General features: G+C 41.9%; 18 protein-coding genes. 17 read left to right on the top strand and 1 reads right to left on the bottom strand.

The genetic code is table 11. The annotated features are described in order from the left end of the window. The first annotated feature begins 149 nt into the window (after positions 1-149). The 15 genes from PBAT_RS07240 (at position 150) to PBAT_RS07170 (ending at position 16,876) form a co-directional block, all read left to right on the top strand. Positions 150-1,148, top strand: a complete 999-nt coding sequence (locus PBAT_RS07240; protein WP_068647992.1) for an LCP family protein — start codon at positions 150-152, stop codon at positions 1,146-1,148. 124 nt (positions 1,149-1,272) lie between these two features. Then, positions 1,273-1,701 carry a CBS domain-containing protein gene (locus PBAT_RS07235; RefSeq protein WP_068647990.1) on the top strand — a complete coding sequence of 143 codons (429 nt, stop codon included), beginning with the start codon at positions 1,273-1,275 and terminating at the stop codon, positions 1,699-1,701. A gap of 215 nt (positions 1,702-1,916) precedes the next feature. Next, positions 1,917-2,219 (top strand): MazG-like family protein, encoded by a 303-nt coding sequence (locus PBAT_RS07230; protein ID WP_068589342.1) that lies wholly within the window; start codon positions 1,917-1,919, stop codon positions 2,217-2,219. A 6-nt stretch (positions 2,220-2,225) separates the two neighbouring features. Continuing rightward, positions 2,226-3,140, top strand: coding sequence for a DUF2232 domain-containing protein (locus PBAT_RS07225; RefSeq protein ID WP_068647988.1), 915 nt, complete (start codon positions 2,226-2,228; stop codon positions 3,138-3,140). A 14-nt stretch (positions 3,141-3,154) separates the two neighbouring features. Continuing rightward, complete coding sequence (locus PBAT_RS07220) at positions 3,155-5,149, top strand: DHH family phosphoesterase (RefSeq protein ID WP_068647986.1); 1,995 nt, start codon at positions 3,155-3,157, stop codon at positions 5,147-5,149. Then, entirely contained in the window at positions 5,146-5,589 is a 444-nt protein-coding gene (gene rplI / locus PBAT_RS07215; protein WP_068647984.1) for a 50S ribosomal protein L9, read from the top strand. The genes PBAT_RS07220 and rplI overlap by 4 nt, the downstream gene beginning before the upstream one ends. A 1-nt stretch (position 5,590) precedes the next feature. Next, the gene (dnaB, locus tag PBAT_RS07210; protein WP_068647982.1) at positions 5,591-6,946 is read left to right on the top strand and encodes a replicative DNA helicase; all 1,356 of its coding nucleotides are present in this window, start codon (positions 5,591-5,593) and stop codon (positions 6,944-6,946) included. A 308-nt stretch (positions 6,947-7,254) separates the two neighbouring features. Further along, positions 7,255-8,541 carry an adenylosuccinate synthase gene (locus PBAT_RS07205; protein ID WP_068647980.1) on the top strand — a complete coding sequence of 429 codons (1,287 nt, stop codon included), beginning with the start codon at positions 7,255-7,257 and terminating at the stop codon, positions 8,539-8,541. Between the two features lie 172 nt (positions 8,542-8,713). Then, positions 8,714-9,406 (top strand): hypothetical protein, encoded by a 693-nt coding sequence (locus PBAT_RS07200; RefSeq protein ID WP_068647977.1) that lies wholly within the window; start codon positions 8,714-8,716, stop codon positions 9,404-9,406. 321 nt (positions 9,407-9,727) lie between these two features. Then, on the top strand, positions 9,728-11,278 hold the full coding sequence (locus PBAT_RS07195) for a M23 family metallopeptidase (protein WP_068647975.1): 1,551 nt from the start codon (positions 9,728-9,730) through the stop codon (positions 11,276-11,278). 167 nt (positions 11,279-11,445) lie between these two features. Beyond that, positions 11,446-12,153, top strand: coding sequence for a response regulator YycF (gene yycF, locus PBAT_RS07190; protein WP_068647973.1), 708 nt, complete (start codon positions 11,446-11,448; stop codon positions 12,151-12,153). Then, complete coding sequence (gene walK / locus PBAT_RS07185; protein ID WP_068647971.1) at positions 12,153-13,979, top strand: cell wall metabolism sensor histidine kinase WalK; 1,827 nt, start codon at positions 12,153-12,155, stop codon at positions 13,977-13,979. The genes yycF and walK overlap by 1 nt, the downstream gene beginning before the upstream one ends. Beyond that, positions 13,976-15,253: a YycH family regulatory protein gene (locus tag PBAT_RS07180; RefSeq protein ID WP_068647969.1), complete on the top strand. Its 1,278-nt coding sequence runs from the start codon at positions 13,976-13,978 to the stop codon at positions 15,251-15,253. Before walK ends, PBAT_RS07180 begins: the two co-directional genes overlap by 4 nt. A gap of 56 nt (positions 15,254-15,309) precedes the next feature. After that, a complete protein-coding gene (gene yycI, locus PBAT_RS07175; RefSeq protein WP_068647967.1) occupies positions 15,310-16,059 on the top strand; it encodes a two-component system regulatory protein YycI in 750 nt (249 codons plus the stop codon). Between the two features lie 10 nt (positions 16,060-16,069). Then, complete coding sequence (locus PBAT_RS07170) at positions 16,070-16,876, top strand: MBL fold metallo-hydrolase (RefSeq protein ID WP_068647965.1); 807 nt, start codon at positions 16,070-16,072, stop codon at positions 16,874-16,876. Here the strand turns inward: PBAT_RS07170 and PBAT_RS07165 are convergent. Further along, positions 16,845-17,030 carry a hypothetical protein gene (locus PBAT_RS07165; protein ID WP_068589447.1) on the bottom strand — a complete coding sequence of 62 codons (186 nt, stop codon included), beginning with the start codon at positions 17,028-17,030 and terminating at the stop codon, positions 16,845-16,847. The two genes, PBAT_RS07170 and PBAT_RS07165, sit on opposite strands and share 32 nt — an antisense overlap. 474 nt (positions 17,031-17,504) lie before the next feature. Here PBAT_RS07165 and PBAT_RS07160 point away from each other — a divergent pair, with 474 nt between their 5' ends. Both PBAT_RS07160 and PBAT_RS07155 read left to right on the top strand, forming a co-directional pair. Next, positions 17,505-18,740, top strand: a complete 1,236-nt coding sequence (locus PBAT_RS07160) for a S1C family serine protease (RefSeq protein WP_068647962.1) — start codon at positions 17,505-17,507, stop codon at positions 18,738-18,740. Between the two features lie 131 nt (positions 18,741-18,871). Then, positions 18,872-19,039: a CxxH/CxxC protein gene (locus PBAT_RS07155; RefSeq protein ID WP_068533896.1), complete on the top strand. Its 168-nt coding sequence runs from the start codon at positions 18,872-18,874 to the stop codon at positions 19,037-19,039. The last annotated feature ends 113 nt before the right edge of the window (positions 19,040-19,152 follow it).

The raw sequence follows: 19,152 nt of genomic DNA, 5'->3' as shown, positions 1-19,152 counted from the left end.
TATGACACTTTTTATATTACTAGATTCATTCATTAAATAATCTGTTTAATACGAAAAGGGAGGTTTGATCTTAGTTCGTGTTTCATGTAATTTATAATAACAATCACGCTATTTATTTATACTCCACATATAGAGAAGGAACTTGAATAATGACAAAGAAAACAAAAAAAATGGTTATAGCAGCGGTAGTGCTAGTCTTGATTGCATCAGGGGCTTTTACATTCCGTAAGCCGATTGCTATGCTGGCATTTGATATATTTCTATCTGACCAGGTAGAGGATGCACTACAGGAGAAGTCATATAAGCCGTTAGAAGGGGATGTAACAAACCCTAAGGCAGAGACGATTGCTGTTCAGACTAAACCCTTCTCTGTTCTACTATTAGGCACAGACCAGCGAGGGAATGAACCTGCGCGTTCGGATACGATGATTTATTCTGTAATAAGACCTAAAGAATCAAAGGTATTATTGGTTTCTATCCCACGCGATACGTATACCGAGATTATAGGGAAAGGTAAGAAGGACAAGATCAATCACGCATTCGCTTTTGGTGGACAACAGATGGCAAAGGATACCACAGAGGCTTTGCTCGACCATACGTTAGACTACTATACTACGATTAATTTCGTGGGATTAAGGGATGCGGTGGATGCGCTTGGTGGCGTGGAACTTCCAATTCAGAAGGATATCGTCAACAAGGGTGCAGATCATGAGAAATTCACGATCAAAGCCAATCAGCCTATATACAATGGTACGGATGCTTTAAATTATGTGCGTTATCGTGAGGATAGTGACTTTAATCGTACGAAGAGACAACAGGTCTTCTTAGATCAAGTGGCTAAAAAAATGATGAACCTGAATCAAATCACGAAGATCCCACAATTACTAGATATCATGGGTACTAACCTACAGACAAACATGCAGCCGAAGTTCATCATTGATCTGAGCAAACAATTACTCACTGGAACTGCAGTGGAGATTACAAGCTTTACGGTTATGGGTGAAAGCATGCGATTGAACGGTATTTCCTATGACCGTGTTGATGAAGAAGATCTCAAATTTGCGCAAGACTTAATCGACAATTGGATGAACAGTTCCACACCAACATATCAGTTGCTGATGCCAGAAGATCAGGTTAAAGCGCAGTAAGTCAATCAAACCAGCAGCCCAGCCGAGAAGGGCTGCTGGTTTAGCGTTTATATGGAACATTTATAGGTTGCAAACGTATGAAGGAAGAGAAGTTGTATTAAGAATTAGGGAGGAATTGTTTTATATGAATATTGCATTTTTCCTACTTCCTAAACAGGAAGTGGTATGTTTGACGCTTGAATCGACGCTAAGGCAGACGCTTGAACGAATGGAGTTCCACAGGTATACTTCCGTACCTATGTTGGATAATAAAGGTGAGTATGCTGGAACGATTACGGAAGGCGACTTATTATGGTACATGAAAAACTCCGAAGGAAAAGTTACTTTTGAGAATGCTTCCAAGTTTCTAATCAAGGATATTCCTATTAAGATGAGCAATAAGCCTGTTTCGATAGATGCCAACATGGAAGACTTGATTAGTTTAGCCAAAGTTCAGAACTTTGTTCCTGTAGTGGATGACATGAACCGTTTTATTGGTATTGTACGTAGAAGTCAAGTTATTGAATATTGCGAAAAATTTGTAACTAGAGAATCGACAAATTCTAATTCTTAATACAGGTAACTTCGATGATGTATGCTCTTCTTGCCAGAAGCTTTGGGTGTAGGGAACACCTTTTTGTGATATAATCGAGAATAAAGCTTTTTCAAAATATAAGTCAGTATAAGTTTCACTCGATACTCTATTCCTTATATTTCTGCTAAAACGGGTACTGTCCTTAAAATAGGGCGGCACTGCCGTTTCCACTTGGGGAGGTTAATGTGTCTAACATGCCAAAGGATTTGGATGTAGCCAAACGTGCTAAAGTGATTGAATGGCTAAAGACCGAGGTGGTCGATCATGTATCCCGCCTATTTAAGGCGTTATGGGAAGGGAGTACAGCCCGTGTAAGTGACAGCATAGCTAGCCTGATTATGAGCTCCTATATTCTGGGACGAAGGCTGGGCGTGTCTTATCGGGAGATCGATGAGCTGTTGATAGACAAACTCAAAAAGCATAAGCAAGAAGGACATCAGTTAGAAGAATGGTACCAAGATATTTCAACACTTGAAGAACATTTGCGTAAGAGGTGAATTGATTTGAAATCGCGTTCTACTACGTTACTCTGGACTGGAGCTTATTTACTCCTCATCCTCTCTTTACTTACTAGCCTATCGATGATCACTGCATTTTTATTGATTGTACCTGTGATTGTGCTGTATAACATATTGAACACGAAGCAGTTCTTTATTCATGTTGTTCCAGTCTGGCTGATAGCTTTTATTATTCATCCAGTGTACTTGTTTTTGGCTTTGTATTTTGTAATTCCAGCTATTCTGATGGGTAGATGTTATAAGAGACGTGCATCTGCTTTACGGACGATTGTCGTTGGAGCAGCTACGATTCTGGTGGAAATGCTTTTGCTTCTCTTAATCGGGACGGTATTGTTCCAATTCGATTTGTCAGGGTATGTGCAGGATATGGTGAATATAGCTGTGAAACCAATGCAAGAAATGGTTGGAGGAAGTGCGCTTACGAAAGATTTTGTGTTGACGAAAGAATATGTGGATAGCCTGATGAATATGACAGTGCAAAGGATTCCATTTGCATTGATTCTTAGTTCTTTCATGTTATCAATTATTGCACATGCGATTACTCGTCCTATTCTAGGGCGTTTGGGTTACACTACAACGAGGTTGAAACCTGTTAGAGAGTGGATGTTTCCAAGGTCATTAATCTGGTACTATTTGCTCGGTGTTGTTCTTGAGTTCATGGCTTTCAACTCTGAAAGTAGTTATTTAACGATGATATCTGCAAATTTAGTTCCCATGCTGAATATATTCTTTTGTATCCAAGCGATGGGGTTCTTCTTCTATGTAGCATATCACCGCAAATGGCACCCTATTATCCCGTTCTTAATAGCAGTACCTGTGTTTCTGTTCCCACCGATGGCTATCATCGGTATTATAGATATCGCGTTTCCACTACGTAAGCTGATGACTAAATCAAAATGATAGGATGAGAAGTCATGCCAAAATTTCTACAAAAACGCTGGCACGGCTACCATAGCGTCTGGGCGTTCATGCTTCTACTTCTGCTTGTCATCTTTGTATCGTGGTACAATTGGCCACTTGGCATTATTAGTCTGTGCATTGTTGGCGTCCTTAGCTATTTGATGTTAAAGACAGAAATGGCGTTCCGCAAAGATTTACTCGAATATATCAATGGATTATCCTTCCGTATCAAACGAGTGGAAGGCGAAGCTGTAAGTATGCTTCCCTTTGGTATACTACTGTACAGCGAGGATCGGACGATTGAGTGGAGTAACCGTTACGTGAGCGTAATGTTTGGACGTAAGTCAATGATTGGATCGGCCTTGCAGGATGTTTTCCCTCAATTGCCTGTATCATTTGGTGATAAAAAAGAGGGTAGCAAAGATCACGCATACAAAGAACATCAGATGGAAGTATTGATTGAAGATCGATATTATCAACTGACTGTGATTCCGGATGAACGACTTATTTATCTACATGAAATATCAGAGCTTGTTGTACTCAGAACGCGTTATGCAAATGAGAAGCTAGCCTTGGGGATCATCAATCTAGATAATCTTGACGAAGCATCACAAGGTATGGATGACCAACAACGTACTGCTCTTATTGCCAAAGTGGCTAATGAAATAACCGCTTGGGCTAAGACATACAAAGTATATTTACGGCGTCTTTCTTCGGATCGTTATCTTATGATGTTAAGTTATAAGTCTCTTCAGGAGCTAGAGAAAAGCCGGTTCGTTATTCTAGATGAAGTACGAGAAATGACCGCGGATCTAAAAGTACCTATGACGCTTAGTATAGGGCTCGCATTTGGTCCTGAGGATATATCTGAACTAGGAGAACTCGCGCAGACCAGTCTTGACATGGCGCTTGGGCGTGGCGGTGATCAGGCTGCGGTGAAAGCGGAGCAACGCTTATCATTCTATGGTGGTAAATCGAATGCAGTAGAGAGACGGACACGCGTTCGTGCTAGGGTTATTGCCCATGCGCTTCGTGATCTCATGCAAGAGAGCGACAAGGTATTCATCATGGGACATCGGATGCCAGATATGGACGCGATAGGTGCTTCAATTGGGGTGCTGAAGGCAGCGCAGATGTACAATGTGGATGCGTATATTGTGCTATCAGGAAGTAACCCCTCCATCGAGCAAATGCTAATACAAGTTGAGAAGGATGAGAAGTTATCCGAACGGTTTGTATCGCCAGAACAAGCTTTGCAGATGCTTACAGCACATAGTTTGTTAGTCGTGGTGGATACGCATAAGGCGTCCATGACGATGGAGCCGAAGCTCGTGCATAATGCTACCCGAATTGTAGTGGTAGATCATCATCGTCGTAGTGAAGAATTTATTAATGATGCTGTTCTTTTCTATATGGAGCCATACGCGTCCTCAGCATGTGAATTGGTAACTGAATTGCTGCAGTATATACATGACAAGATACAACTCAGTCCACTGGAAGCTACGATGTTGTTAGCTGGTATTATCGTTGATACGAAACATTTTGCACTTCATACGGGTTCGCGTACCTTTGAAGCAGCTGGATTTCTACGCCGAAGTGGCGCAGATACAGTGATGATTGAACGGATGTTGAAAGAGGATCTTCAGGAATACTTGGCTAAGGCTGAGATTATTAAGAAGGCGAAGATGATTCACGGTCATATCGCTTTAGCGGTGACAGAATTAGGTGTCGTCATCCCGCAATTATTAATAGCTCAGGTGGCAGACACACTTCTGACCATGACAGATGTAGTAGCTTCTTTCGTGATCAGCGAACGTCCAGATGGTATGATTGGGATAAGTGCTCGTTCTTTAGGGCGTATGAACGTACAAGTCGTCATGGAAAGTTTAGGTGGCGGCGGCCATTTGACGAATGCTGCAGTGCAATTGAAATGTACCGTTAGTGAAGCTGAAGTTAGATTACTAGACGTATTAACGCAAATTGAAGAGAAAGAGGGTTTATTCGAATGAAAGTTATATTTATAAAAGATATTAAGGGTCAGGCTAAAAAAGGTGATGTTAAGGAAGTATCAGAAGGATATGCAGCAAATTTTCTATTTCCTCGTGGATTAGCACGTTCAGCAACAGATGGCAACATGAAGACGCTTGAGAATCAAACATCTGCAGAGCAAAAACGTAAACAACAAGAGAAAGACGAAGCAGCTGAACTAGGTAAGAAGCTTGAAGAAATGACGATTGAGCTTAAAGCTAAATCAGGAGAAGGCGGTCGCCTTTTCGGAGCGATCACAAGTAAACAGATCACAGAAGTTCTTGCAGCTAATGGCGTGAAGATTGATAAACGTAAAATAGAATTAAATGACCCGATTCGCACCTTGGGTGTTACCCAAGTGCCAGTGAAGCTGCACCCTGAAGTGAAAGCAACACTGAAGGTCCAAGTAACGGAGGGTTAAGATGGGCGGAGAGGTCTTTTACGATCGAATTCCTCCTCAGAACCTGGAGGCAGAGCAGGCTGTTATAGGTGCGATATTGCTGCAAGATGAAGCTATCATTACCGTGATGGAGCGTGTTCACACGGAAGATTTCTATGATAAGCCGCACCAATTGATCTTTGAAGCCATGTTAAATCTAGGTGAGGCCAATCAACCGATTGATCTGATCACATTGACTTCTCTTTTACAGGATCGCGGACAACTAGAGGAGATTGGCGGCGTTAGTTATCTAGCGAAGCTTGCTCATGCTGTACCAACGGCTGCCAACGTCGATTATTATGCTCAGATTATTGAGGAGAAATCGATGTTGCGCCGCTTAATTCGTACAGCGACTCATATTGTTAGTGAAGGTTATACAGGTGGAGAAGATGTCTCTGGGATGCTCGGGGATGCAGAGCGCAAGATCTTAGAGATCTCCAATCGACGTAGTGGAAGCGGGTTCGTCGTAATTAAAGACGTGCTTATGGAAGTGTTCGATAAGGTAGAGATGTTGCATGAGAACAAAGGGGGTACGTCTGGTATCCCAACGGGTTTCGTGGATCTTGATAAGATGACGAATGGTTTTCAGCGCAATGACTTGATTATCGTAGCGGCAAGACCTTCCGTTGGTAAAACCGCCTTTGCACTGAATATTGCACAGAATGTTGCTGTTCGTGCTAATGAAACGGTAGCCATATTCAGTCTAGAAATGTCAGCGCCTCAGCTTGTACAGCGTATGATTTGTGCCGAAGCGAATCTGGACGCGAACGTGATGAGAACTGGGGAATTTAAAGATGATGATTGGGCGAAACTTACGATGGGAATCTCGTCGTTATCCGAAGCGCAAATTTATATTGATGATACACCAGGGGTGACCGTAGCCGATATTCGGGCGAAATGCCGTCGATTGAAGAAAGAAAAGGGTCTTGGAATGATCGTGATTGACTATCTACAGTTGATCCAAGGTCGCGGTAAGGGTGGGGAGAATCGCCAACAGGAAGTCTCTGAGATCTCTCGTACGTTGAAGCAGATTGCTCGTGAGCTTGAATTACCTGTGATAGCATTATCTCAGTTAAGCCGAGGTGTTGAGCAGCGGCAAGATAAACGTCCGATGATGAGTGACTTGCGGGAATCTGGATCGATTGAGCAAGATGCTGATATTGTTTCTTTTCTTTACCGCGATGATTACTATAATGCAGATTCAGAGAAAAAGAACATCATTGAGATCATTATTGCGAAGCAACGTAACGGTCCAGTTGGAACGGTTGAACTCGTATTTCTCAAGAATTTCAATAAGTTTGTTAATTATGAGAGAGCGCACTCTGACTCTTTTGCATAATAATATCGTAACGAAGTTAGTAGCTTGGCAATAATACAATCCATTTCCGAACAATCGCACTTATCGACGTGTGATTGTTCGTTTTTGATTTGACATTGAAAATGTGGGCTGTTAAACTTATTATTGCCGCTAGATAGAATGAACTAAAGACGGATTCCCGATGATTTTTCTTTATATATAATTTGAATTGGGAATGCAAACGGTGGTTCAATCAATGCGAAGTGAATGGTTTGGGAATATTAATCATATGCTAAACCTAATGCGTGGGAAATAATAATAGGTGTGTTAGCACCAAAAGGGGAATGAATATGTCAACAGTAGTCGTTGTGGGAACACAATGGGGAGACGAAGGCAAAGGCAAAATTACTGACTTTCTGGCGGAGAGCGCAGATGTAGTAGCTCGATATCAGGGAGGAAACAATGCCGGCCATACCATTCTGATTGACGATAAAAAATATAAGCTGAGTCTTATTCCGTCTGGCGTATTTTATGAAGATAAAATATGCGTGATTGGTAACGGAATGGTCATTAATCCAGCTGCTCTTATTGAAGAGATCACATATATTCATGACAATGGATTTACAACAAATAACTTGGTAATTAGTGACCGTGCGCATGTCATTATGCCTTATCATATGGTTCTAGATGCGTTAGAAGAAGATCGTAAAGGTGACAATAAGATTGGTACGACACGTAAAGGGATTGGCCCTTGTTACATGGATAAAGCAGCACGTAACGGTATTCGTATCTCTGACTTGATGGATGCTGAAGAGTTCGAATTAAGACTTCGTCACATGATGCTTGAGAAGAATCATCTTCTTCAACAGGTATATGGTGAAGCTCCACTTGATGTAGAAGAAATACTGAAGCAGTATCTAGAGTATGCCGAATTCATTCGCCCGTATGTAACGGATACATCGGTTGTATTGAATGATGCTATTGATGCGGACCGTAAAGTACTGTTTGAAGGTGCTCAAGGTGTGATGTTGGATATTGACCAAGGAACGTATCCTTATGTTACTTCATCCAACCCATCTGCTGGTGGTGTATGTATCGGTTCTGGTGTAGGTCCATCCAAGATTCAACAGGTTATTGGGGTAGCTAAATCCTATACTACGCGTGTAGGTGATGGTCCTTTCCCTACGGAATTAAACAATGAAGTTGGAGACTATATCCGCGAAACAGGTCATGAATACGGAACGGTTACAGGACGTGCGCGTCGTGTAGGTTGGTTCGACAGTGTTGTTGTCCGCCATGCACGTCGTGTAAGTGGTATTACAGGATTATCTCTGAACTCCCTTGATGTATTGTCGGGTCTTGAAACGGTTAAGATCTGTACGGGATATAAATTCCGTGGCGAAGTTATTACTACGTATCCTGCTAGCTTGAAGCAACTTGCTGAATGTGAAGCTGTATATGAAGAGTTGCCAGGTTGGAGTGAAGATATTACAGGTGTTAAGACGCTTGAAGAACTTCCAGAGAATACACGTAATTATGTAACTCGCGTTGCAGAACTTACTGGAATTCCAATTGCGATCTTCTCTGTAGGACGTAATCGCGATCAGACGAACCAAGTTATTAAAATTTACGAGTAGAATATAATTTCATGAACAACCATATGAGTCCGCTTGTCACATTGTGATAGGCGGTTCTTTTTTGCGTTATATTTATGGAATAACTTGGGTTAAAGTGGATCCTTCTAGTCAATACTGTCAATGAGAATGAAATCAAGGATATCGGATCAGGGGCAGTAAAGGAGGACTAGGAATGAAATTTATGGGTTGGTTAGGTAAGATGATTCTAATTGTCGTCATGGTTAGTACATTAAGCATGTTCACGACAGGGTTGGTAGTGAATGCCTATATCAAGTCTATGTTAGCGAGCTTTAATATACAGCTTGAGGGTCAGCCCTTTGCTTGGGGAAGTGTATTACAAGGACTGATGGGAAAAAAGGATTCTACGAACGTAGTAGAGGGTAATGATATCAAGGATAACAAGTCAGAAATCGGTAAGGAAGATAATGAAAGAGTAGCAGAATCTCCAGGTCTATCTAAGGACTCGGAAACAACGAATAAGAGTGAAACCACAGAGAATGGTGGAACTTCCTCAGGATCAGGTATAGAGGAATCACCGGAAGATGTAGATAAAGAAGCACCTGTCGATGCAACGCCAGTGATGGGAGAAATGCACACGGAGGCTGCTGGAGTAGGGCAAGAGGATCAACAGGTTATTGTCTCACCAGATGACCTTGTTCGGAAGAAAGACGACCTACCAACTAGTGAGAAGGAAGAGATATTTAACATATTAATGACTAAACTTCCACAAGAGAAAGTACAGGAGATTACCGTAGCTATGGAGGACGGTCTGACAGAACAAGAACTGAAGCAAGTAGAGGGGATTATATCGAAGTATTTAAGTGATGATGAGTATGCTAAGTTGATGAAGCTACTCAAACCATGAAAATAGTGGCAGTAATCACTGAATTGTCATAAGTTAATTATTAATGTAAATATAGGGAAACGACAAAAAACACCCGTAAACCGCGGGTTTTTTGTCGTTTCCCTAAGGTTGAAATGATTGTAAATGTTATGTTAAAGTAAACAAGGAGTCCTAAAGGTTAAATTTTTGAAACCTTTTAGTGTAAGTTAATTTACAATTATAATAATTAAAATTCATTTTATTGGGTATTATAAACATTTGGAATTGAGCAACACTTATGAGTGAGATAGAGCCTCTAAGGATCTATCTATACTAACTAGTTGGTTGTAAAGGAGAAAAACCATGAAGGGTTTCAACGTTATGCGCTGGATAGGGAAAATGTGGGACAAGTTCACACCTATTCAACAAGAAGATGAGAACAGCATGAAATTACCTACCCAGCAATCATCATGGTTACGAGATATGTTTGGGAACAAAGGACAGAGAAAGCAATGGATGACGATTGTAGTAGCTGGAGTCCTTCTAATCGTGGGGCTTGTATTCGCAGGTAATCAGTATGTGACTGCGAACAAGATTGCCTACTATAACGTGTATGTTAAGGGTCAAAAGATCGGGAGCGTGCAGAATCCAACAGAAGTTGAACAACTATATGCTCAGAAGCGGCAGGAATATAAGGATAAATATCCCGATGTAGAAATGACACTCGAGACAGAGGGTATTACGATTAAGGCGCAAGAAGCCTATAAAGCAGAAGTGGATAGTCAGGCAACGCTCGAGAAGCTGAACGGGATGCTAACAGGTTATGCTAAAGGGGTAGAGCTGAAGATAGACGGCAAAGTCGTTGCGATTGTAAAGGATCAGGAAACGGTAGACGGCATATTGCAACAAGTGAAACAACAGTACTTACCAGCCAAAGAAGTGAAACAGCTCCAACTCAAAAATATGAGTACAGCTGTCATGGCATCTACGATGAGTACAGCTGATGTACCAACATCGAATGTGAAATCAATTAAGATTGCAGAAAAGATAGACGTTGCGTCAGTTAACACAGACCCTACTAAGGTGCTTAGCGCCGAGGCAGTAAAGGATCTCCTCACTAAAACCGAAGAGGCTCCTATCATTTATACGATTGCTGAAGGGGATACGCTTAGCTCAATTGTGAAGCGATATAACATTTCCGAGAAAAAGATTTATCTTAACAATCCTGAGATTAAGGAAAAGTATCTTAAAATTGGAGATACCATCAAGTTAACGGTCCCGAAACTCCCAGTGACAGTTACAACGGTTGAGCAGGTATCTGAAGAGATTGTGACGGCACCGGAAGTTGAAATTAGAAAGACTTCAGAGCTTCCTGCGGGTAAGACGAAGATTGTTCGTCCAGGGCAAGATGGACTCAAGGTCATGGAATATATGGTGACGAAAGAGAACGGTGAAGTCGTCGATGAACAATGGCTAGGTCAAGAAGTGATCAAAGGTTCCGTTACGGAAGTCGTGTTACAAGGAACCAAGATCGCTGGACAAGGATCGGGGCAATTCTCTTGGCCTGTGAAGGGTGCAACCATATCGAGTACGTATGGTTCGCGCTGGGGTAAACAACATAAGGGAATTGATATGGTATCAGGAAATCGTACAATAATGGCCGCTGATGAAGGTGTCGTTACCTTTACGGGTAACATTAGTGGTTACGGCAAGGCCGTGATTATTAATCATAGTAATGGGTACACAACGCTATATGGTCACATGAGTCGCATCACCGTAAGTCAAGGGCAGACGGTTGATAAAGGCGATGGTATTGGCATTATGGGGAATACAGGGCGGTCGACAGGTACGCATTTACATTTTGAGATCAAGAAGAACAATGTAGCTCAGAACCCTATGAGATATTTGAATTAACAAACGTTATTTTAAGATAGCAGAAGAGCATGACCTACTGTGAATACTATAGGGATGCTCTTTTTGCTATTTATGAGCAAGGAATGAGTGTGTGGCAGGCCATCAGGTGTGGTAAAATAGGAAGAGAATTAACAACCAATGGTTGAAATATGAGGTGGGATACATTCATGCAAGGAACAATTCTAGTAGTAGATGATGAACAACCCATTGCTGATATATTGAAATTCAACTTAGAAAAAGAAGGCTATGACGTCATATGTGCTTTTGACGGCATTACAGCTGTTGAATTAGCCATATCCAAAAAGCCGGATTTGATGTTGCTTGACCTCATGCTACCGGGTAAAGATGGGATGGACGTATGTCGGGAAATTCGGGCAGCTCAATTGCATTTCCCTATCATTATGCTTACGGCTAAAGATGGCGAGATCGATAAGGTGCTAGGATTAGAAATGGGTGCAGATGATTATGTAACAAAGCCATTTAGTACACGTGAACTCTTAGCCCGTGTCAAAGCACATATGCGGAGATTGACCAAAACGACAACACCTACGGAGAAACAAGGTATACAACTCTTTGAGTTGTTTATTGATACAGATATGTATTTGGTATTTAAGAATGGTGAGCCACTAGATCTCACACATCGAGAGTATGAGTTGTTAGTATATCTCGTGAAACACGCAGGTAAAGTGATGACCCGTGAACATTTGCTACAGGCTGTATGGGGATTTGAGTACTTTGGTGATGTACGTACCGTGGATGTAACCATTCGTCGGCTACGTGAGAAAATTGAGGAGAACCCTAGTAAGCCAGAATATATTCTTACACGTAGGGGCCTTGGTTATGTCATGCGAAGCCTTAAAAACGGTGGACTCTAATGAAGTTCGCCTCTTTCTTTGGCACCATTCAAGCTAAACTTATCATTGTGTATATGCTCTTGATTCTCATCGCCATGCAGTTGATCGGCGTCTATTTCGTGAGCGCTATGAAAAACTCGCTGACTAGTAATTTCACCAACGACCTGCAAGAACAAGCAGAGTTATTGTCTGTGATGGCTGCCGAGAAATTAGGTGGAGATGTTGAGGCTGGGAAGAATTCTGTGGAAAGCCTAGGTGTGATCGTCAACAATCTATTCAATCTTAGTGGGGTGGAGATTCAGGTTCTTGATGCCAGTGGGAAGGTGTTGATTACCTCCTTACCTGCTCATGAGGATTATGTAGGACGAAAGAACACACAGACGGTCGTGAGCCGTGCGCTTCAAGGGATTAGTGATAATGAGGAATACATGATTGATGAGGATAATGAACGTAAACGGGTAGTTGCAAAGCCTGTTATTTATAATAGTAAAATTGTAGGTGCGATTTATATAGTAGCCGCCATGAATGAGTTGCACGATACGATGGGGCGGGTTAACAATATATTTATATCAGGTATGTTGATTGCACTAGGATTAACTGCGATCCTTGGCGTTATTCTAGCACATACCATTACGCAGCCGATCAAAGAAATGACACGACATGCTACAGCGGTGGCAGAAGGAAGCTTCGATCAGAAGATGCCGGTGTTCGGTAACGATGAAATTGGACAATTGAGTGAGGCCTTTAATTATATGACGGGTCGCCTTCGGAATGCACTTTTGCAGAATGAAGAGGAGAAGGAGAAGTTAGCATCCATTCTAACGAATATGAGTGATGGTGTGATAGCGACGAATGAAGCGGGACATATCATTCTGATGAACCGTCGCGCGGGCACGATGTTAAGCCTTGATGAGGAAGAATTGGATAATCGGGATATCACTGTATTACTTGGACTTGATGCTGAGCAGACGCAAGCTTTTGTAGAGGGATCAATCAGTACCGCATTACTCGAGATCAATCGAGAAGAGTTAGCTATTTCATATAAGGTGCGAGTGACGTTTACTTCCATTCACCGGAGACAATTTGGTATTACAGGTATGATAGCCGTACTACAGGATGTAACGGAACAAGAGAAGTTGGAAGCGTCTCGCCGTGAATTCGTGGCCAATGTATCGCATGAATTGCGTACGCCACTAACGACGATTAAGAGTTATACGGAAGCATTGGATGATGGTGCATTAGAGGATGCACAACTGGGACCTCGGTTCGTAGGCGTAATCCAGAATGAGACGGAACGAATGATTCGCCTTGTAACAGATCTACTTCACTTATCTAGGTTAGATAACAAAGAAGCGTTCCTTCGGAAAGAACCAACAGATGTGTTGGAAATGTTGGAGGATGTAACGGATCGGTTTTCTTTTCAAATGCAGCAGAGGAATATTCGATCCATAATTAAGGTGGACAAGGGTATGGGTAGCGTATCCTTTGATCGTGACCAGATCGACCAAGTGCTTGATAATCTGGTGTCTAATTCGCTCAAATATACACCTGAGGGTGGCGTGGTTACGTTGGAGGCTAGATTTACAGAGGGAGCTAACCTTGCGATTTCGGTTCAGGATACGGGGATTGGTATTCCTAAGAAAGATTTGGATCGTATATTTGAGCGATTCTATCGGGTGGATAAGGCACGCTCACGTAATATGGGTGGAACCGGTCTTGGTCTATCCATTGCCCGGGAAATTGTTAGTGCACATGGTGGCGTCATAGCCTTACAGTCTGAATTGGGACAAGGTACGAAGGTCAGCTTCACGCTTCCTTTGGTTGAAGAAGGGGGTGTGTTGTCGTGAAAGAGAAGTTAAAGTCTATCGTGCTTGTCTTGTTGGTCGTGAGTAGTCTAGTGGAGAGTTATTATCTTATGTATAGACTTCCAGGTAGTGACACTATCATAAGGTCTGCAACTAACTATATTAAGACGGACTATATGGGGCCAGAGACCGATGTGGAGAATCTTATTTATCCAGACAAAATGATTATTCATATGGGAGCAGATAAACATACGATCTTTTATCCTGACTCGACATTTTATAATCTGATCTTCTCACTACTTGAGGGTCGGAGTTTCGATAGCTTTCAACGGCGATCTATTCAGAATATCGATCTTAAAGAAATGCGTCAGAATAATCCGGGTATTGAACTGACGTTTGGAGCGGGTGTGCCAGTTACCTTATTGCAACGTGTGATGCAGATTCAACCGGATTCATTATTTCAAGCAGAGCTCATTGACCGTGTCTGGATTTATAACGTGAATAATGAATCGAAAGCACATGCGTTGTTCTTCAGTACAGAAGGTGGCGTTGTGTATGAGGCAGGTAAAGCCGATCTTACCGTGCAGGATGTACAGCAACATGTAGATTTCGGCGCAACATGGATTCCCTATACAACCGTAAATGGAGCCTACTATATGCCTGAGGCACCGGTTGATATGGTTGAATCTACATTAAATATAGGTGTGTATACAGCAGAACAAATGCAACGTAGCTTATTTGTTGATTCAAGTATTACTCGTAATATCAAGGAAAAGGATGGTTCTGAAATATATACGGATAGTAAGCGAAGCTTGGCAGTGAGGCAAGAACAGAAGTGGATGAGCTATAAGGATCCTGCTGCGCTACCTGCTGGAGAAATCAATCTAGATAAAGAGGTACTTGCAGCAGTTGATTTCGTGAATCAACATGGCGGTTGGAATGGTGACTATCGATTAAGCCTTGCTGGAGGCGGAATAGGTAAGAATGAAGTTGTATTTCAGCAGTATTATGGCAACTACCCTATTTTGAAAAGATCAGATTTTCAATACGGTACCATTAAGCTTGATCTGCATCAAGGCACGGTATCTGCTTATGAACGTTCTCTCATCTATATCAAATCGGAGGAACAAAACAAGCAAATCAAGGTGTTATCTGGCGGTGAACAGCTAAAAGCGAAATTAAAAATGCTAAGTGAAAAATCTGCGATTGTGGACCTATACCCTGCTTACGTGCCAACACGTAATGATGAAGGACTCCATTTATCCCCTGTATGGGCGGTTAAGCTACGAAATGGTGAAGAGACGGTGCTTGATTAAGAGAATGAACACGAAGTTGATTTCATAATATTTAGGTGCGATTGGGGGCGACAAGGATGGATTGGGGACGAGCTAAAAATGTGTTGATCTACGCTTTTTTACTGTTAAATCTCGTATTAGGTTATCAGTTGTGGACCGATGTAAGGGAACAAGTAAGTACGAACCTGGATTATACCTCACTCGATGAAAATACACAGAAGATCATGCAGGAAAAAAACATTCAACTGTTATGTCCGATTCCATCACGAACCCCAGCGCTTCCCAAGATTACTTATCATTTTATTAACAGTGAGGATAACGATCCTGTGGATCTTATTGAACCCCTAGATAGCAAGTTAGTCTTTATGGGTGATGAGTTAACAAAAGCACTAGAGAAGCAAATCCCTGAGTTTAAGAAATATCGTTATGATCCTATGGAAAGTGATTACGGGGCCTTCGTATTCCATCCTTTAGTTGAGAACGAGTGGCCACTCTTTAATGATCAATTGAAGCTGAAGTTGTTCTATCGTGAGCAGAAGATCACTTCCTATCAGTTATCAATAACTGAAATCATTCCATCTAACGAAGAGGAAGAGCAGAAGGTGTTACATGCATCAGACGCATTAGCCAAACTCATTAATAATAACTATATTCCAGAGAATTCAGCTGTGAAAGATATTCAGCTAGGGTATTACGGAGAGATGTTTAACTCTGAGAATCAGGTAGCGGCACCGGTATGGCGATTTACGTTAGAGAGTGAAATTTATTATGTACAGGGCATCAGTGGGGACGTTATTAGTTCCAAGACAGATAAAGTAAAGGAGTAGGACAACGTTTATGGGGATATCATTTACAGTACTATCAAGTGGATCAACAGGGAATGCAACGGTGGTTACGAATGGGGAAACTACGTTATTGATCGATGCTGGATTCAGTGCGCGTCGGATTGATGAATTGTTGCAAGAACGTGATCTTACGGGTGGCGAAATTGACGGAATACTCATTACACATGAACATTCAGATCATATTAAGGGCTTGGGTCCAGTGGCTCGTAAGTATAATCTACCGATCTATGCCAATGAGAAGACATGGGATGCGATGAATAAATCGGTTGGCAAAATATCAGAAGAAAATCGCATTGTGTTAGATAGCGGGGAAGTAAAGGATTTCGGTACACTTCGCGTGGAATCATTCGGTATTTCTCATGATGCAGCGGAACCCGTAGGCTATAGTTTCTATGATGGCGACGATAAGCTAAGTGTGGCTACGGATCTGGGTTACGTTAGTGATAAAGTGAAGCGGGCCATTGCGGATTCAGATGTGCTGGTTCTTGAAGCCAACCATGATATTGAATTGTTACGAATGGGTCGGTATCCATGGAATACCAAACGTCGTATCTTAGGCGATATGGGGCATCTCTCGAATGAAGCTTCTGGCGAAGCGATGAGCGAGCTCCTTACTGGAAATACGAAACGTACGTACTTGGCCCATTTAAGTAGAGACCACAATATGATGGACCTAGCCAAAATGACCGTGCGCGATGCCATGGAAGAGCGTGGGTGTTTCTATAAAGAGACGGATTTCAAGTTATGTGACACTTACTTTGATCGACCTACACCATGGGATAAGGTGAGCAAGCCATAAATTGATCGAGTTCATCGGCTTTGATAGCCAATTCCTCACGTGTAAGAATCCCCTTGTCTACAAGAAGCTCGATGATTGTACTGATGGCAAGGGTATTACGATAATGCTCGTCCTTCATATCTCCTAGCTTGGCTATCATGTGGACAACATCCATAGATAAATTTACACCTTCCAATTGATATTCCTCCCCTTTTTGCACTAGGTAAAAATGCTAAATTTAACCTATTTAAAATAGGTCCAAAACATGATGTTGCTAAGCACTACGTATGATACAATGAACAGTACGCAAGCTTAACTGTAATCTATGAAATCGTGATTAATAGACTTGTTCTTAGTGTAGTCTGTTTCATCGCAATATATTCCTATGTAGGGCAAAGATTACTAGAATAATTGAAAAATATGGTTGAAATCTTACGATGTTATTGTGGTATATTTTATTTCATGAAATCTTGTTTATTACGCTTGAAAAAGTGATTATGTGGTGATGTAAAAGTAACGAGATAAAATATGCAACTTTTTGGGTCTTAATGGAGTTATATATAGTATATGTATTGTCAGATGAAGTGACTCTAATGAAGTCATTATTGTCTTGTTCTTAGAGGGTGATAACAAAGGGAGAGGATTTACTATGGGTTTGTTCGAAGATGAATTTTATTCGACCAAAGTGTCCAAACAGAGAAAAGAGCATACCAAAGTAAAGCCTAACCCCGTGAGCTGGTCTAGAACCCGTCGTCGGGGAATGTCCACGATTCAAATTTCTGTCATTAGCTCGGTCATCGGCGCAGTGGTGGCAACCGTATTGTTCAGTCTGGTCACAGGTCTACCCTCCTCAACTCCCCACGCATCTGCTGTTAGTGCAGTACAAGTGAAGATGGAGAGTGATCCTTTTGAACGACTGATTCAAGCGGCAGCGAAGGTACGTCCTGCAGTCGTAAGTATCGCTAATTATAAGGACCATAAAAAAGATGATATCAATTTAGAGGAGTCGGGTCTCGGCTCAGGTGTGATTTTCAAGAAAGAAAACGGCTTAGCCTATATCATCACGAACAATCATGTTATTTCGGAAGCAGAAGACTTGGAAGTGCTGACGATTGACGGGGATACGATAAAAGCGACGTTAGTGGGTACGGACACGGTTAATGATATTGCAGTACTCTCCATTGATGGTAAGAAGATCACTACGATTGCCGAGATCGGAGATTCGAGTAAACTCCGCCAGGGAGAAACCGTCATTTCTTTAGGTAACCCATTAGGGCTTGGTGGATCACTTACGTCCGGTATTGTGAGTTACACCAATCGCTTACTTCCTGTATCTCTGAATAAGGACGGCATATATGATTGGGAGCAAGAGGTCATTCAGACGGACGCAGCCATTAATGAAGGCAACAGTGGTGGTGCATTGGTTGATCTGAATGGTAAAGTCGTTGGGATTAATACGATGAAGATATCCGATACGGGTGTAGAGGGACTTGGATTCGCAATTCCGACGAGTCAAGTGATGAAGACGGTTGATGAATTGATGTTAAATGGTAAAATAGCACGTCCTTACATTGGCGTATATACGGTAGATTTGAATAACTCATATGCGCCATTAGATGCGGATGAACGTAAGAGCCTGAACTTACCCACCGATGTAAAAGAAGGTGTTGTTGTATTGGATGCTGTAGGTCCTGCGCTAGAAGCGGGCTTAAAGTTGAATGACGTCATTACGAAGTTCGATGATGAACCGATTACGTCGACCATGGAACTTCGTAAGTTCCTGTATGATCAATCGAAAATCGGTGACGAGCTGAATATAACCTTTTATCGTGAGGGAGTATTGAAGGTTGTTACATTGAAACTTAGTGATAAGCCAGTGGAATAGAATGACATAAATCAGGGGCTCGTGATAAATAGCTGATGAAATGTATGTAGATTGTGGATGTGTTATAGGTGGTTTCGGGTTATAATAGATAAAAAACAGCAGAGTGTAGGACAGAGAGGATGCTTTCGTTCATGTACGTTGTATGCAAAGATCATGTAGAGTTCGCGATTGACAGTTTCGTTGATGAATATGAAGATGCACCGGACATTGTGGATTTGAAGGAAACCGAGTTCTCCGACTGGGATCCTCCAGTGAAATGTATTGAGTGTGAGCAGGCGGCGCAGTATTTGGTCGTATAAGTGAAAGGGCGTGAAATTTGACGCCCTTTTTGTATTTGTGGGGGATGGAAACGATGCAGGTAACTTTGAGGGCGTAGCTTTGGAGGTGCTTCGAAGTTACGCTTCGTGAACGG

Source organism: Paenibacillus antarcticus, assembly GCF_001637225.1.
Lineage (GTDB): Bacteria > Bacillota > Bacilli > Paenibacillales > Paenibacillaceae > Paenibacillus_AQ > Paenibacillus_AQ antarcticus.
The sequence above is the reverse complement of the archived record's forward strand: the minus strand, read 5'-3'. Positions and strand labels throughout refer to the sequence as shown.

Coding starts and splice junctions, on each gene's coding strand:
- PBAT_RS07240 (WP_068647992.1), top strand. CDS start 150: ATGACAAAGAAAACAAAAAAAATGGTTATAGCAGCGGTAGTGCTAGTC.
- PBAT_RS07235 (WP_068647990.1), top strand. CDS start 1,273: ATGAATATTGCATTTTTCCTACTTCCTAAACAGGAAGTGGTATGTTTG.
- PBAT_RS07230 (WP_068589342.1), top strand. CDS start 1,917: ATGCCAAAGGATTTGGATGTAGCCAAACGTGCTAAAGTGATTGAATGG.
- PBAT_RS07220 (WP_068647986.1), top strand. CDS start 3,155: ATGCCAAAATTTCTACAAAAACGCTGGCACGGCTACCATAGCGTCTGG.
- rplI (WP_068647984.1), top strand. CDS start 5,146: ATGAAAGTTATATTTATAAAAGATATTAAGGGTCAGGCTAAAAAAGGT.
- dnaB (WP_068647982.1), top strand. CDS start 5,591: ATGGGCGGAGAGGTCTTTTACGATCGAATTCCTCCTCAGAACCTGGAG.
- PBAT_RS07205 (WP_068647980.1), top strand. CDS start 7,255: ATGTCAACAGTAGTCGTTGTGGGAACACAATGGGGAGACGAAGGCAAA.
- PBAT_RS07200 (WP_068647977.1), top strand. CDS start 8,714: ATGAAATTTATGGGTTGGTTAGGTAAGATGATTCTAATTGTCGTCATG.
- PBAT_RS07195 (WP_068647975.1), top strand. CDS start 9,728: ATGAAGGGTTTCAACGTTATGCGCTGGATAGGGAAAATGTGGGACAAG.
- yycF (WP_068647973.1), top strand. CDS start 11,446: ATGCAAGGAACAATTCTAGTAGTAGATGATGAACAACCCATTGCTGAT.
- walK (WP_068647971.1), top strand. CDS start 12,153: ATGAAGTTCGCCTCTTTCTTTGGCACCATTCAAGCTAAACTTATCATT.
- yycI (WP_068647967.1), top strand. CDS start 15,310: ATGGATTGGGGACGAGCTAAAAATGTGTTGATCTACGCTTTTTTACTG.
- PBAT_RS07170 (WP_068647965.1), top strand. CDS start 16,070: ATGGGGATATCATTTACAGTACTATCAAGTGGATCAACAGGGAATGCA.
- PBAT_RS07165 (WP_068589447.1), bottom strand. CDS start 17,030: ATGGATGTTGTCCACATGATAGCCAAGCTAGGAGATATGAAGGACGAG.
- PBAT_RS07160 (WP_068647962.1), top strand. CDS start 17,505: ATGGGTTTGTTCGAAGATGAATTTTATTCGACCAAAGTGTCCAAACAG.
- PBAT_RS07155 (WP_068533896.1), top strand. CDS start 18,872: ATGTACGTTGTATGCAAAGATCATGTAGAGTTCGCGATTGACAGTTTC.